At 49.9% G+C, this 14,780-nt stretch carries 9 protein-coding genes; 4 read left to right on the plus strand and 5 right to left on the minus strand.

Annotated elements, in window-relative coordinates; all coding sequences use genetic code 11:
* Window positions 1–182 precede the first annotated feature (182 nt).
* From Psfp_RS14830 to Psfp_RS14850, 4 genes are all read left to right on the plus strand, one after another.
* Entirely contained in the window at window positions 183–1,430 is a 1,248-nt protein-coding gene (locus Psfp_RS14830; RefSeq protein WP_134219325.1) for a C39 family peptidase, read from the plus strand.
* Between the two features lie 576 nt (window positions 1,431–2,006).
* Window positions 2,007–3,035, plus strand: a complete 1,029-nt coding sequence (locus Psfp_RS14835) for a copper amine oxidase N-terminal domain-containing protein (protein ID WP_243120688.1) — start codon at window positions 2,007–2,009, stop codon at window positions 3,033–3,035.
* 229 nt (window positions 3,036–3,264) lie between these two features.
* On the plus strand, window positions 3,265–3,576 hold the full coding sequence (locus tag Psfp_RS14845; RefSeq protein ID WP_134219327.1) for a carbohydrate-binding protein: 312 nt from the start codon (window positions 3,265–3,267) through the stop codon (window positions 3,574–3,576).
* Window positions 3,577–3,696: 120 nt separating this feature from the next.
* The gene (locus Psfp_RS14850) at window positions 3,697–4,044 is read left to right on the plus strand and encodes a cupin domain-containing protein (protein ID WP_190258614.1); all 348 of its coding nucleotides are present in this window, start codon (window positions 3,697–3,699) and stop codon (window positions 4,042–4,044) included.
* A gap of 25 nt (window positions 4,045–4,069) precedes the next feature.
* Here the strand turns inward: Psfp_RS14850 and Psfp_RS14855 are convergent, their stop codons facing one another.
* The 5 genes from Psfp_RS14855 to Psfp_RS14875 all read right to left on the minus strand — a co-directional run bounded on the left by Psfp_RS14855 (window position 4,070) and on the right by Psfp_RS14875 (window position 14,770).
* Complete coding sequence (locus tag Psfp_RS14855; protein ID WP_134219328.1) at window positions 4,070–7,684, minus strand: choice-of-anchor Q domain-containing protein; 3,615 nt, start codon at window positions 7,682–7,684, stop codon at window positions 4,070–4,072.
* A 635-nt stretch (window positions 7,685–8,319) separates the two neighbouring features.
* Window positions 8,320–10,677 (minus strand): endonuclease MutS2, encoded by a 2,358-nt coding sequence (locus tag Psfp_RS14860; protein WP_134219329.1) that lies wholly within the window; start codon window positions 10,675–10,677, stop codon window positions 8,320–8,322.
* Between the two features lie 9 nt (window positions 10,678–10,686).
* Window positions 10,687–11,064: a YkvA family protein gene (locus Psfp_RS14865; RefSeq protein WP_192895451.1), complete on the minus strand. Its 378-nt coding sequence runs from the start codon at window positions 11,062–11,064 to the stop codon at window positions 10,687–10,689.
* Window positions 11,065–11,248: 184 nt separating this feature from the next.
* A complete protein-coding gene (locus Psfp_RS14870; RefSeq protein WP_134219331.1) occupies window positions 11,249–13,807 on the minus strand; it encodes a DUF3656 domain-containing protein in 2,559 nt (852 codons plus the stop codon).
* Window positions 13,808–14,770 carry an NGG1p interacting factor NIF3 gene (locus Psfp_RS14875; protein ID WP_134219332.1) on the minus strand — a complete coding sequence of 321 codons (963 nt, stop codon included), beginning with the start codon at window positions 14,768–14,770 and terminating at the stop codon, window positions 13,808–13,810. It lies immediately after the preceding gene.
* Window positions 14,771–14,780: the final 10 nt, after the last annotated feature.

Below are 14,780 nucleotides of genomic sequence, written 5' to 3' on the forward strand. Positions count from 1 at the left end.
CCCCCTTCGGCTTCCTCCAGACCCCACCGTTACCAGTGACGCCCTTGCCTACGGGTTGTCTTCCCGCTGGTTAGGTGACAGGGTTTCTTTCAACCCATCGGTGCGGCAGACATGCCGGGCAAACTAAATATGACCAACTGGAAATTGTACCGTTGGTCATATCATACAAGGAGGATTATTAAATGCTTAGAATAATGAAAGTATTATTACTAGCAGTATGTCTTTTTGCATCAACAATATTTCCAAGCCTATCTTTAGCAAGCAACTCATCTAACGATACTGTTTCTGTAACAGAAGCCAAGAAGATGGCTGTGTTTCAAATTGTTATGGACATGAAAACGGATGACCAATCTCCATGGCACAATAAAACTGTAAAAATACAGGATCCTATAGAAGTATACGACGCTACAGAAACTCTTTGTAGTTATTTATTTAATTTAACAATTGATGGAGAGCCTGCAGGATTTATTGAAACTAGCGCCCTGAGGGACGAATGGCCTATTCTCAGCTTTTCTTATGGAGAGTCAGATATAACTTCATCTCAGTTAGCCAAGTATGTAAATAAAAATAAAGATTCCGTATCAGAGAATGTATATAAAGATCCGTTATCTGAAAAGGTTGTGCTTTTGGGTCCAGGTAAATTTGGGCTAAAACAAAACTTCTCTGACGGCTCAGCAAAAATTTATAGTACTTTAGAAACTATTAATATTACTAAAGATCAGAATAAGCCTAAACAAAAACATAGTCTAAAAGTAAATCAAGATGCTCGTAACCTTAGGGAAAACATAGATTTAGTTGTGGGAGATATTGGTAGTTCAAATGATGGGGTGACTGATGATCTCAGTTTTGAAACTGGAGAAAGGGACATGGAAATTATATCATCGGTTCCTGATTTAAACCAGATAAATAGTTCACTATGGACAGGACCATCAGGTTGTTCTCCTACATCCGCAGCAAATGTAATGATATATTGGGCTCGTTTTGGATACCCCGAATTAACTGAAGATTTGAGTAATGAAGAATTACTGTTTCAATTACGTGAGGAGATGGGTACCTATTACAATAGCGAAAAAGGAACCAGTCCTACCCCTGTCAATAATATCTCGCCCGGAATGCAAGATTTCGCTAGAAACAGGGGGCTTTCTGAAGCTTCTGCAAGATATTTAGACGAAACCTGGCTTGATTATAGATGGGCTATAAATGATGGTTTTCCAATTGTAATTTCTTTTGAGGACCAAACATATTACGGTGATCATAGTGTAACAGGTATGGGTTACAAAACGTTTAGCTATAACGGCCAGACCACTGGTCACCGGTATATGCAAGTGCATGACAATTCGCCAATCACACCAGGTACTGTCTATATAGCTTGGGATCGTAATTACGAAGGAATATTTTTTGATCAGTTTTCCCCAGATGGTAATTATTAAGCATCTCCTGTTTTCCAATATTTCAAAACAAGCTTATTGGAGTATATATACTCCAATAAGCTTGTTGCCATTCATTATCATAGAATCAAATATATTTAGACTCCCAAACTAGTTTAGCGGTAGAATGTCAATCAGATTTTTTAAAAAAATTGGAGAAAGTTTGTTTCTTGATGCCAAAAGAGTATAATAAACAAAGGCCAGAATTACTTAAAATATCTGGATTGCGGGGAAAGGGCCTGTCCATAGAGAAATGATCATCTCCACTCCAAAAAGAAATTAAGCCGGGTACAGGACCTGGTTACTCTTTGGGAACCACCTTACTTAACCTCGTAATAAGTACTCACCCGGTCAGTTGGTATAAATGTAAAGCTGCGGAACAATCCCCTCACCACAAAAGCCAGGGGTACGGTTAGGAAAGTATGGCGGCTCAAGGGTAACAAACTTCATATAATCCAATGGTTTCACAAGGAGTGATGGAAATGTTTCCATAATCAGCTTATTGGTCACATTGTCCCGCAAAATGGCAACCATGTCCAAACACTGCTTGATTGAATAAAATAACCGAAATTGCTCTCTATGGATGATTTTTCATTAACATTTGTATCTTATGCTGTGCCATGTACAGCAGGGTACAGCGAAAGGAATGATATTTTTATGAAAATACTTATGGTCATAGTAATATTATTAGTTCCTTCTACTGTATTAGCCGGTCCCCAGGAGCAAACTTTCGTTCCTGCAAATGTTAAGGTATTCATAAACAAAAAACAAATCCTTTTTGATGAAGAGCCCATAATTATTAATAATGCAATATTATTGCCTTTACGGGAAATAGCCGAGTCTCTTGATGCAACCGTAAAATGGAACCAATCTCTTAATCAGGTGTTCATTGAGAAAGACGACGAGAAATTGATCTTATCACTTGAGTCAAACAGGGTTCTTTACGATAGGAAACTCTTTGTTATGGAGCAAGCTCCAATCGTTATAAACGGTCATACCATGGTATCTCTTCGCTTTATAACCACAGCTCTGGGAACAAATCTTACCTGGGATGAAAAAAATAGAACAGTGAACATAGTAGATAATGGGAATTTTGCAGAACTTCAACCAGCTATCGGTGATAGCGAGGTTAATGCTGATAAATATTACAAATGGTATGATGTTACGGTTGGCCCTAACTCTGGCCCTAGCTCGGAGGAAGCCAAAAACTATATTCTAAAACAAGGAATTCTAAATGAAGTAAAAGATGTTCAATACACTTATATCCGCTTTAATGAATTTGGTGATTCTGTCACAATGGTTTCAGGTATTGACGAAGATAAACAAGAAAAGATAATCTGGCTAAACAAAGATAGGTATACTGGGGATATTTCAATATACGGGACCGCATTAAAAAATTTAGGATTATCTCAAGAAACGGTAATATCTATACTTCAAGAAAAAAGTATAAATGAAGCAAGCATAAAAAAGCTATATATTGCTCCTTATTATAAGGACGAGATTGTCTGGTTTGTAATAGCTGAACAGGAGGATAAGCAATATTATTATTGTTTGGATTTCTTTACTGGTTCAGTAGTTGTAGAGCACGTTCTTAATAAAGGAGAATAGCAAAATGTCAATTAAAGGGCTCTATTTATATGGTGGTTTATTTAGGGAAATGTAAATAATTGGACTCTGGTAAAAAAGGCCATTTTTGAAGAATATTTATTTGTAGGGTCAGAATGCAGGTTGGTACATTAGGTTATCCAGTATTATCGAAACCATTATCCGAGTACCGGCAATACAGGCTTTCCCATGACAAACTGCGAAAATTTATAAAATTCAGGAGGTGACACAAGTGTACAATCAGGGATGGTCCGACCAGCAACGCGGTGTGCAGGTAAAGGCCCTTAACCCTCAAGCCAGTGACATTACGGTTTATTATACCGGCCTGCTAAATAAGGCAGGAGCAACCCAGGTATTTCTCCATGCGGGTTTTGGCGACCCCAAGCACTGGAGCATCACGGAAGACTACCGCATGCAGCGTACACCGGAAGGTTGGAAAAAGAGCTTCAACATGGAAGACCATACCGTTTCCTTTTGTTTCCGGGATTCGGGCAACAACTGGGACAATAACAATGGAAACAACTGGACTTACAGAATAACCTAAGCAACAAAACCGGGCATGTCCCGGTTTTATTTTTCCTAATAACAAACAAATTTAAATCCCCTGCAGGGATTTTTTTTTGTACCCTGAATTAATAGAAAAAAGTCTTGGGAGGAATCTAACGTGTTCGTTGGTAGCGTCAAAAACCTGGAAGAAATAAAAGTTAACGCCCCCGGTGCGGTAAATGCTTTCAAAAAGACCTTGATCGGCCCACAGGAGGGGTGGGAAGGCTGGGTTATGCGCCTTTTTTCTTTGAAAGACGGCGGCAAGTCGCCCCGCCACAGCCATCCCTGGCCGCATATAAATTATATCCTGCGCGGGCAGGGGGTTTTATTCGTCGACGGTAAGGAGACTCTCCTGGGAGAAGGTTCGGTTGCATACGTGCCCGCCGGTTCACTCCATCAGTTCAGCAGTACCTCAAACGAGGAGCTTGACTTCATCTGCATCGTACCTGAAGAAGGCGATAAATAAAGCTTCAGGTAATAAGGTGTCTCTTCTACTTGGATTTGAGTACTATTAGGGTGTATTTTTTTTCCGTGCCGCTTTGTGCGGTTACCGTAACAGTAACTTTAACCCTTCTGGCATTCCCGCTGAAAGAAATGGTCTCGGACGCAGTCCCACTTTGTACAGTCTTTTTATCAACCTCTACCGTAGCATTGGCGTCAGCGGTGGTTGGGGTGACGGTAAACCCGCTAACATCATTGCCCACAAGAACCGTATACTCGGTGGTTTGTGGCGCAAAGACTGGATCCAATGTTCCTGCGCTTAAAGTTAATCCGCTCAGGTTGGCGCTATCGCTTAAGCTTCCAATGGTAATGAGAATCTCTTTAAGCTTACGCTTCTCAGGAGGACGCAGGGAATCCCTTAACGCTTCAATATTGGCCCAATTTAAGCCGTAGCTGGCCGCGGTCTCAGAAGCTATTCCCAAATCATCTTCGAGAATTGCCTCAAGATCTGCTTTAGGTATATTACTAAAGGGGTCAAAGGTCAACGCAGCAATATCAATTGTCAACTTAACTGCTTTAAAAACAGTAATACCTTTTGCCTCAAGAGTATTCCTCAAGCCTGGATCAAAACTACCTTCAACCGTTTTTAAAAAATTGGCCAACTTCGTTAAATCGCCACTTTGTAAATCTTTGATCTTTTCTTCAGTGTCCAGTTGACTTATTACGCTGTTATAAGCGCTTTTCACCTGGGCATTGGTCAGACCCAAATTATTGAGCAGGCTTTTTTGAGCGGGGCTAAGGATATCCGGTATTGTGTCGCTTTCGATGATCCTCTGGCCAATCGCCAGAGCGTCTTTTACCTGCTGAGCGCTCAATTTCTGAAACTTGCTGAGCACATTGCTGATAAGATCAGTAATTCCTGCCTCATACGCCCCCATGTCCACCCTGTCTGCGGTGATGCGCGGGCTGCCGTTTAAATCAGTAGTTACGCCCTGGGCTACTCCGCCGGCTTCGAAGGGGACATTGGTGCCGGCATTGATACAAGGCGAATCTGCCTGCAGCCTTAGATTGCCGGGTCCCACGAATAACGGGTCGGCGTCGATGTTGCCGTTCCCGGGATAACCGCCCTGGATGTCGCTGTAAGTGACAGTGGGGTTGCTGAAACTGCCATCGTAGATTTGGGCGCCGCTATTACCCCACAGGATACAGTTGGTCAGCGTCGGGTTGCTGTTATGGTTGTACATCCCGCCGCCGGAGTTCCTGGCACTGTTCCCGCTGAAGGTGACGTTGGTCAGCGTCGGGCTGCTGTCAAAGTTCTCCATCCCGCCGCCGGCGTAATCAGAGTGGTTACCGCTGAAGGTGACGTTGGTCAGCGTTGGGCTACTGTAATGATCGTTGGACATCCCGCCGCCGTGGATACCGGCACTGTTCCCGCTAAAGGTGACGTTGGTCAGTTTTGGGCTGCTGTTATCGTTCCACATCCCGCCGCCAGAACGGTTACTGGCATAGTTCCCGCTGAAGGTGACGTTGATCAGCGTCGGGCTGCTGCTGTTATAGTTTGACATCCCGCCGCCGTAAATGGCACTGTTCCCGCTAAAGGTGACGTTGGTCAGCATTGGGCTGTTGTTGTAAAAGTTGTACATCCCGCCGCCGGTGTAACTGGCACTGTTCCCGCCATTAGCATTGCCTCCGGTGACAGTGCACCCATCCAGCACGGCGGTCTGGTTCAGAGCTAAACCAGCCGGATGATAAAATACGTGATGACAGTTGTCGCTGGCATCACCCTCTACACCAATATCACCGCTTAGAATGGTCGGGTGCGCAGTCCGGTCGCGCCCGGATCTCGTGCTCTCTGTTCCAGCAAAGCCACCGTAGATACCCACCCCGTTCTTCATTTCGAAGTGCTTGCCACGCTCACCAATACCCAGGCCATAGTCGCTGGTCGGCTTATATGTACCCGCAGCCACCCAAATCTCGTCACCGGGCTGCGCAACATCTAACGCTGCCTGTAAGGTGGTGAAAGCGTTACTCCAGGAGGCTCCAGTGTTGTCGCCGGTGGTGTTGCAATTCACATAGATTATTTGTTTGCTGGCTGCAGTGGTTACGGTAACACTGGGGCCGGTGGCGCTCCAGTTGCCCTCAGCATCACCTGCTTCAACCTTGAAGACGTACCGGGTTCCTGAAGTGAGGCCGGTTACGTTGTAGGGTGTGGGTGTGCCGTCAACAGTATCCAAGTTAACAGTATCCAATATGTTGTTGTTCTTATAGATTTTGTAGCTTGTTACACCCACGTCGTCCGTGGCGGCAGTCCAGGTCAAGGTCAGCCCGTTCTGGGTTACATTGCCAGCAGTCAGGCTGCTGCCGAACGGCCAGGCGGGCGAACTGGGCGGTAAAGGCTCTTCAAACTCATATGCCCCCATGTCTACGTTAAAATACACGATACGCGGGTTGCCGTCCAGGTCGGTGGTTACAGTGACGGCATCGTTGCTGCCTGTGTTAATGCAGGGCGAGCCGGCCTGCAGCCTTAAATTGCCGGGCCCCACGAACAGCGGGTCGGCGTCGATGTTGCCGTTCCCGGGATGACCGCCCTGGATGTCGCTGTAAGTGACAGTGGCGCTGCTGTCATCTGTATTGTAGATTTGGATGCCGCTATTACCCCACAGGATGCAGTTGGTCAGCCTCGAACTGCTGGCATAGTTGTACATCCCGCCGCCGGAGCCACTGGCACTGTTCCCGCTGAAGGTCACGTTGGTCAACGTTGGGCTGCTGTAATAATGGTTGGTCATCCCACCGCCGAAGCCACTGGAGTTGTTCCCGCTGAAGGTGACGTTGGTCAGCGTTGGGCTGCTGGAATCATTGTTATACATCCCGCCGCCGTAGACACCGGCTCTGTTCCCGCTGAAGGTGACGTTGGTCAGCGTTGGGCTGCTGTGATCATTATTGTACATCCCGCCGCCAAAGCCGTAGACAGTGTAGTCGCCGGAGCCACTAGTACTGTTCCCACTGAAGGTGACGTTGGTCAGCGTTGGGTTACTGTAATGATCGTTGGACATCCCGCCGCCACGCCTATGGGTACTGTTCCCGTTGAAGGTGACGTGGGTCAGTGTTGGGCTGCTGTTATAGTTGTACATCCCGCCACCGTGTACATTGGGGGAACTTTCATTTAACCCGCTATTAGCAACGCCTCCGGTAACAGTGAACCCATCCAGTACGGCGGTTTGGTTGAGGGCAAGACCAGCCGGATGATAAAATACGTGATAACAGTTGTCGCTGGCATTACCCTCTACACCAATATCACCGCTTAGGATGGTCGAGTGCGCAGTCCAGTCGCGCCCGGATCTCGTGCTCTCCGTCCCGGCAAAGCCACCGTAGATACCCGCCCCGTTCTTCATTTCGAAGTGCTTGCCACGCTCACCAATACCCAGGCCATATTCGCTGGTCGGTTTATATGTCCCGGCAGCCACCCAAATCTCGTCACCGGGCTGCGCAACCTCCAACGCTGCCTGCAGGCTGGTGAAGGCGTTAACCCAGGAGGATCCGGTGTTGTCACCGGTGGCGTTGCAATTCACATAGATTATCCGCCCTTCGCTAGCGGCCATAGTACCGGCAGAACAAACCAAAAGAGCAAATACCACCACAAGTATCATGGTTAATTTTTTTCTCATACCTAACTCTCCTTAAAGAAATTATTTACCTTTACATTTCACATCTCCCTTTTTTGGCTATTTAAGGTTACCAGCTTATGAAAAAATGTCTATAATCCTTATCTAAAATTAGTAAAATCGTGTCTATTTCTAACAAAATCTTGTCTGGATTCGCAACTGGCTAAAAAGGAAGAAGGGTCCATCGAGACCCTTCAACTGTTTTTTTGAGGTTTTTGATTTTGTTGGTTTTGCAAATTCCCTTTATTTTTCCAAATCCTCTAAGAAGAAATGGATTCAGGCTGAAGCTGAAAAACATCTTGTCCAAAATGCTGAGAAAAACCCAAATATTTTACCTTACGCTCTTTTGGAACCTGTTATATATATCAAACAATTGTTAAAAAAAGAGCCTTATTCACAAGGAAAAAGGCTCTTTTCAAACTTTTACTAATAAATTTCTTTCTCTCTTTAACTATCTTGTCAACCTAAACGAACTCTAAACTGCACGCCCATCCGGGCATGCCACTGCTCAAAACCGTTAATAGTATTTTTGAGGTGACAAAAGAGACATCTCAAGCTATGCTTTTATCGGTTCTCAAATCTGATAGGGGTAAATCATTTTCAAACTTTATGAGAACCCACAGAAACAATAGTTAATATCAGGCCAGTTCCACCACCGTGACCCCGTAGCCCCCTTCGCCCTGTTCCCCCAGGCGTAGAGATTTTACCCTGCGGTGTCCGTTCAGTTCCCTGTGGATGGCCGTCCTGAGCGACCCGGTACCTTTGCCGTGAATCAGGCAAACTTTTGATAAGCCGGCCAGGTAAGCGTCATCAAGGTACTTTTCTACCAATAAAAGGGCTTCGTCCGCATACAGGCCCCTCAAGTCAAGTTCGGATGATATCTCTCTGGCCTTGTCCAGCAGCACCCCACCCACTTTGCTTTGCCCTTTGGGAGTTTCCGGCTTTTCCGCCCGGCGCAGATCTTTAAGCGGTACATTAACCTTCATAATACCCACTTGTACCTGCACCTCGCCATTAGGGCCGGGAGGGCTAAGCACATAGCCCTTCTGGTTGAATTTGGGCAGGTATACTTCCTCACCCGGCCTTAAGTGCCGCGGAGCCTCTCCTGCCGCTGTTTTCTCAGGCGATACCCGGTTGACCCGGTCCTGGGTTTTTTTAAGCCGGGCCCTGGCCTCCTGGATGGCGCTTTCTCTTACGTGGCCCGCCTCTGCGGCCATCTTATCTTTAAGTTCCCTGATGGCGGCCTCGGCCTCCTGTCTGGCCTCACGGACCAGTAACCTGGCTTCTTCCCCGGCTTTGGACAGGATCTGCTCCTTCTTTTGTTTGAGCTCGTTTTCCGACCTCTCGCACTTCTCTTTCAGCAGCCTGGCTTCCTCCGACAGCCGCACCGCCTTTTCCCGCTCTGCCTCCGCCTCCTGTTGCGTCCTTTCCAGGTTGCGCATCAATTCATCGATCCGGACCTGTTCTACCGTCAGGAACTCCCTGGCCCTTTTCACCAGTTCGTCCGGCAGCCCCAGCCTTGACGCTATTTCAAAAGCGTTGCTGCGGCCAGGCTTACCGATTAAAAGGCGGTAGGTGGGCTTTAAGGTTACGGCGTCAAACTCCACGCTGGCATTCTCAACCCGTTCGCGGGTATAGGCAAAGTTCTTTAGCTCACTGGCATGAGTGGTGGCGATGGTCCTGGCCCCTGAGGCGTGGAGCTTCTCCAGGATTGACTGGGCCAACGCCGCGCCTTCGGTCGGATCTGTCCCCGCCCCCAATTCGTCCAGGATAACCAGGCTGTCACGCCCGGCCCGCCGGACGATGTCTACGATGTTGGTCATGTGTGAAGAAAAAGTGCTTAAGCTTTGCTCAATGCTCTGCTCATCACCAATATCAACAAAGACCTGCCTGAAAATCCCCAGCCTTGAGCCGTCCCCGGCGGGAATGTGCAAACCCGACTGGGCCATCAGGACCAAAAGGCCCGCGGTCTTCAACGTAACTGTTTTGCCGCCGGTATTGGGACCGGTTATGACCAGGGTGTCGAAATCCTCGCCCAGGCGGAGGTTAACCGGCACTGCCTCGTCCTTCAGCAGGGGATGCCTGCCCTGTCTGATATCCATGTAGGCCTCGCCCTGCAGCACAGGCGCCCAGGCGTCAAGTTTCTGGCTGTATCTGGCCTTGGCCAAAATAAAATCGAACTCGCCCAGGGTTTCAAGGGATATGGATATACTGTCTGCCTGCCGGGAAACGCCGTCGGATAACTCTGAAAGTATTCGTGCGACTTCCTGCTTTTCCATCAGCAGCAGACGGCGCAGCTCGTTATTTTTATCCACCACCGCCATCGGTTCGATAAACAGGGTGGCGCCGCTGGCGGACTGGTCATGCACGATACCGGGCACCTGGGTGCGGTATTCAATTTTGACCGGTACCACGTATCGCCCTTCCCTGACCGTTACAATCGGATCCTGGAGGTATTTCTGGTAATTGGGGGAGCGTATGACGTGTTCCAGATGTTCCTTGATCTGGACCTGGTGGTTCATAATTTTCCGTCTGACCTGAGCAAGTTCGGCGGAAGCTCCGTCAGCCACCTCACCACCGGGCAGGATAGCCTTTTTTATTTTTCTTTCCAGATCCGGCAGGGAGGCCAGGGAATCAGCCAGCCGGCTTAAGATGGGGTACCGCTCCTGTTTTTCCTGCAGGAAAGCTTTTATAGCCCTGCCGGCCGAAAGCGTATCCGCCACCGCCAGCAATTCACCCGGCTCGAGGACGGCGCCGCTCCTGGCGCGTTTCAGTTGGACCCTGATGTCCTTCCAGCCGCCAATTTCCGCGGTCGGGTCAAGCCTCAGCAGTTCCCGCCCCTCGCTGGTCTCAGCCTGCCAGCCAAGGATTGAAGCCAGGTCGTCAACCGGCTCCAGTTCCATGACCAGCTCACGGCTTAAGGGTGAACCGGTAAAGGAGGCCAGCTGTTCCAGTATCTTTGGATATTCCAGCCTTTGCAAAGTCTTTCTTTCCATATGCATACCTTAAATGATTTTTTTGGTAAGCTTGTCCACCACATTCTGTGGTAAAAAGAACAGAGCCGATTCAATAATGCTTTGCAGGGAGGCAATGGCCCCCACACTGCCTTCCCAGTGTTCCTTGATAATGTCCTCACCTGCGGAGTTTAACAGCCTCTGCAGGGCAATGGCCACGATGTAAGCGTCGTCGACCTGGCCAAAAAACGGGATGAAATCGGGGAGCAGGTCCATCGGGGAAAAGATGTAGGCAATGGCAGCCCCCAGGATGGCCTTGTCGGCTGTTGAAACACGGGGATCTTTAACCAGGCGATACATCAGCTTTAAGAAATTGGGGATTTCTGTGATAAACTCCATGATCAATGATTTTGCTTTTTCTTTATCCACGAATATCCCTCCGAATAAAAACCTTTTTGCTAATCCCAATGCATGCTGCATTATTTGATTCTTGTGCAAATGGATTTACACCTACGGTTATAGTCGTAGGTCGTAAGGCGTAGGGCGTAGGTATACTGCATTCCTCACAGATCAAAAAACTAACTTGTGCAAATGTTGTTTGTCACCGGTTTTTTTAATTAACTCCCCGGTAGTAATGGCCCTTGGTAAAACCTGCCGGGCTGTACTTGAGCATCATATCTTTTAAGCCGGCCGTTCTTTCCTCTAGTTGTGGAGCAGGCAGCTCGAGCGCGGTATGGTATGACTTCACCACATCCCGTACGTAATCGGGACCCTGCCGTCCGGCCTCAATTCTCAAGACGGACACACCTGCGCTTCTGAGGGAGGCGAGGTCCTCAATAACGCAGAGGTCACGCGAGTTGAAAATGTGCATCCGGCAGTGCCGGTCCGTCTCCACGGGAAATACTACCCCCTTGCGATCCTTTAAAGCGAAAGTATTGCTTCGGCATACGTCGCAAGCCTTTTCATTTGGAAGCAAAAGAACCGTCCCCCTGCTTCCGTTTTCGAGGAGACTGCCCGGAGCGCAGTACTCGGACACCATCAGAGGCAGCGTACCATGCACAACGGCCCCGGCAGGAACCGGCAATAACGGGACCAGGCGCCTCACCTGCTCCAGCGTGAGCTCCGGGGAAAGGGTCAGCCTGGCCACACCGGCTTCCTGCAAAAATAAGGCTGCGGCATGGTTGTAAACATGCAGGGGAAAATCAGCGAAAACCGGCACTCCGGTAATCTCCCCGGCTCTATGTATTAACCCCAGGTTTCCGGTAAGCAAACCGTCCAGACACTCCCCGGAAGCTCCTTCCAACAACCGGCAAAAGTCTTCGAGTTCTTGCTCACGCATGATCCGGGGAGAGGCGAGGATAAACCGGACACCCGACTTCCGGCAAATCTCACTACCCGCATAAATATCCTCCATACTAAGCGTTGGTTTGGAACGGAACTGCTCCCCACCAAAGTTCACTTCCCCTGCCCCGGCCTTAACCGCCGCGCGCAGCGAAGGCAGGTCTCCGACCGATACGGAAAGCACGGTCCGGGTTGTGTTAGCGCCGCCGGATGATAAATCCCGTGCCAGCGCCTGCGACAGGCGGCTGTTGAAGACATCTTCCGGCACTACCGTAGCCTTTAAACCCGCGGCCCGCCGTCTCTCCAACTGCGCCAGGGCCTCCCTCCGGGCTTCATTGAGCTCGCTAACAGGAACCATCACCTGCCCGTCCAACCGGCAGTCCAGAGACCCCAACCCAAAAGGTGTGTTTCCCAGACGGTCCAGCTGCTTTTCCAGGTAGGCCAAGGTCAGCGGGCGGTTCACCGCCTCAGCTGCCTTGGAAACCGTAGCAGCCTCCCCGGTAAACCCCGCGGGGTCTTGAACCCGTATCCGCAGCGGTTCTCCAGCCCTGGCTGCAACTGTAAACGCCAGCGGGATTTTCTTAACTTCTTTAGGGGAAGTAAAACTGGCGCGGGCCCGCTCGATCAAATCGGCGTCATGGGTCTTGAAAACCCGGTCACACGGGAAAACCCGGCCATTAATGTCCAGCTGCACTACCGCTTTGCCGGGCGCGCGCTCAACGGACCTGCCGCCCAGCATGATGCGGCCGACTTTTCCTACCGCCCTTCCACCATCGCTGACCCAGACTTCGATACCGTCACCAACCCGCAGCGGGCTTTCCAACATCACTTCCGCCAGACGGCTGTGACGGTTAAAGCCCTTAACCCTACCCAGGCGGACGCCCCGGTTGTTGGGGCGCTTCCAGCTCATCAACTCTCGCCCCGGACGCCCGTAAAAATAACCGGTGGTAAATTCCCGGTTAAAAACCTGGGCCAACTGCCTGGCTTCCTCCGGACTGACAGAACACTCGCCGCCGGATACCGCCCGGTCGAGCAGGCCCCGGTAAATTCGCACCACCGTCGCAACATATTCCGGTCTTTTCATCCGGCCCTCAATCTTTAAAGCAGCAACGCCGGCTTTGACCAGATCCGGCAAATGCCCGCTCATATTGAGGTCACGGGGACTTAAAAGGTATTCTCCGGTCTGAGCCGGGTCGGCCAGGAGCCGGCCCGCACTGTCGACCAGGGCATATTTCAGCCGGCAGGGCTGGGCGCAGCGGCCCCTGTTCCCGCTGCGGCCGCCAATCAGGCTGGACATGAGGCACTGGCCGGAATAGCACACACAGAGTGCGCCGTGTACAAAAACCTCGATTTCCAAACCACTCAGCCGGACAATTTCACTGATTTCAGGAAGGGAAAGCTCCCTGGCCAGCACCACCCGGTCAATCCCATTCTCCTTTAAAAGACGGGCCGCGGGCAGGTTGTGGATGGTCATTTGGGTGCTGGCATGGAGAGTGAGTTCCGGGATTACCTTTTGGGCCAGTCCTGCCAGGCCCAGGTCCTGCACAATGGCGGCGTCTGCCCCGCAGTTTTGGAGGAAATGCAGGAACCGGACAGCCTGAGGAAGTTCCTGCTCATCCAGGAGTATGTTCACGGTAACGTAGACCTTGACTCCGCGCACGTGGGCAAAATAAACAGCCCGCTCGATTTCCTCATGATCAAAATTTCCCGCGGACTGCCTGGCGTTAAACATCGTGCCGCCCAGATAAACGGCATCAGCGCCGTTTTCCACGGCAGCTACCAGGGACTCCCAGGTACCGGCCGGGGCCAGCAGCTCGGGCTTCCGCTGCATCTATAGCTGCTCCTTCCGCTCGTATCTCAATAACCCGGCACAGGGCACCACCTGGACACCACGCCGTACCAGTTGGTCCAGCACCAGGTTCAGACCAAGTGAGTCACTGGCCATGTGGCCGGCAATGATGACTTTCATGTGGTTTTTCTCTGCTTCCTTACGGTGTTTTTCACCGATGTGCATCACGATCAGGGTGCCGACACCAGCCGTGGCCAGCTTGGCGTAGGCGTCCTCAGAGCCGCTGGTGCCCCCGGTCATGTCCACCATAATTTTACCTGCCCTGTTTTTCTTGTTGCCCAGGACGATGGCCGGTCCGGCATTGTACTGGACGGCCTCGGCATACTCCGGTATTTCCTTGAGTATTTTGATCACGTCGTCGAGTGTTTCCGGCTGCTTTTCATCCATCATATTCTGGAGAAGAGTGTTGACATGGTTGTCCGCAGGCGTGTGGATGCACATGAGGGGGATATCCAAAAGCCTTGCAGCGTCCACCGCGCGGTTGTGGTTCAACGGCATCAGGCCGAGCTTCACCTCGTTAATCCGTGAGGCCATAATACCCTCGGCGACATTAATCGGCACCCCGAACTTGGCCAGCACATCCTCCTGCAGGGACATAACCTGGTACAACGCCGACATGGCCTTGCCCTCCGGGTGATGGGCGATAATCAGGTCTATTTTGGTCCCGCGTGCACTCAGCCTGTCGGCCAGGAGCACTTCCGCCGTTTCCATATCGATCCCGGAAAGAACCCTGGTCACCTCACGCTCCGGGTCCCCGTAGAGGAGCCTGGTATCACCGTAAGGGTTAAACAATTTATCCTGGTCAAATTCCTTTTTTTCGTCTTCCTTCAGCTCATCATAGAGCTTCCTTTCTTTTTCAAGCAACTTCATTACCGTTTCCCTGGCACGTGGATCCTGCTCTATGCCCTTTTCAACCGCCAGCTGGTAAATCTCCTTGATCTTCAAACTGATAATC

This window comes from Pelotomaculum sp. FP, from assembly GCF_004369245.1.
Taxonomy (GTDB): Bacteria; Bacillota; Desulfotomaculia; order Desulfotomaculales; family Pelotomaculaceae; genus Pelotomaculum_C; species Pelotomaculum_C schinkii.

Coding starts and splice junctions, on each gene's coding strand:
- Psfp_RS14830 (WP_134219325.1), top strand. CDS start 183: ATGCTTAGAATAATGAAAGTATTATTACTAGCAGTATGTCTTTTTGCA.
- Psfp_RS14835 (WP_243120688.1), top strand. CDS start 2,007: ATGGATGATTTTTCATTAACATTTGTATCTTATGCTGTGCCATGTACA.
- Psfp_RS14855 (WP_134219328.1), bottom strand. CDS start 7,684: ATGAGAAAAAAATTAACCATGATACTTGTGGTGGTATTTGCTCTTTTG.
- Psfp_RS14860 (WP_134219329.1), bottom strand. CDS start 10,677: ATGGAAAGAAAGACTTTGCAAAGGCTGGAATATCCAAAGATACTGGAA.
- Psfp_RS14870 (WP_134219331.1), bottom strand. CDS start 13,807: ATGCAGCGGAAGCCCGAGCTGCTGGCCCCGGCCGGTACCTGGGAGTCC.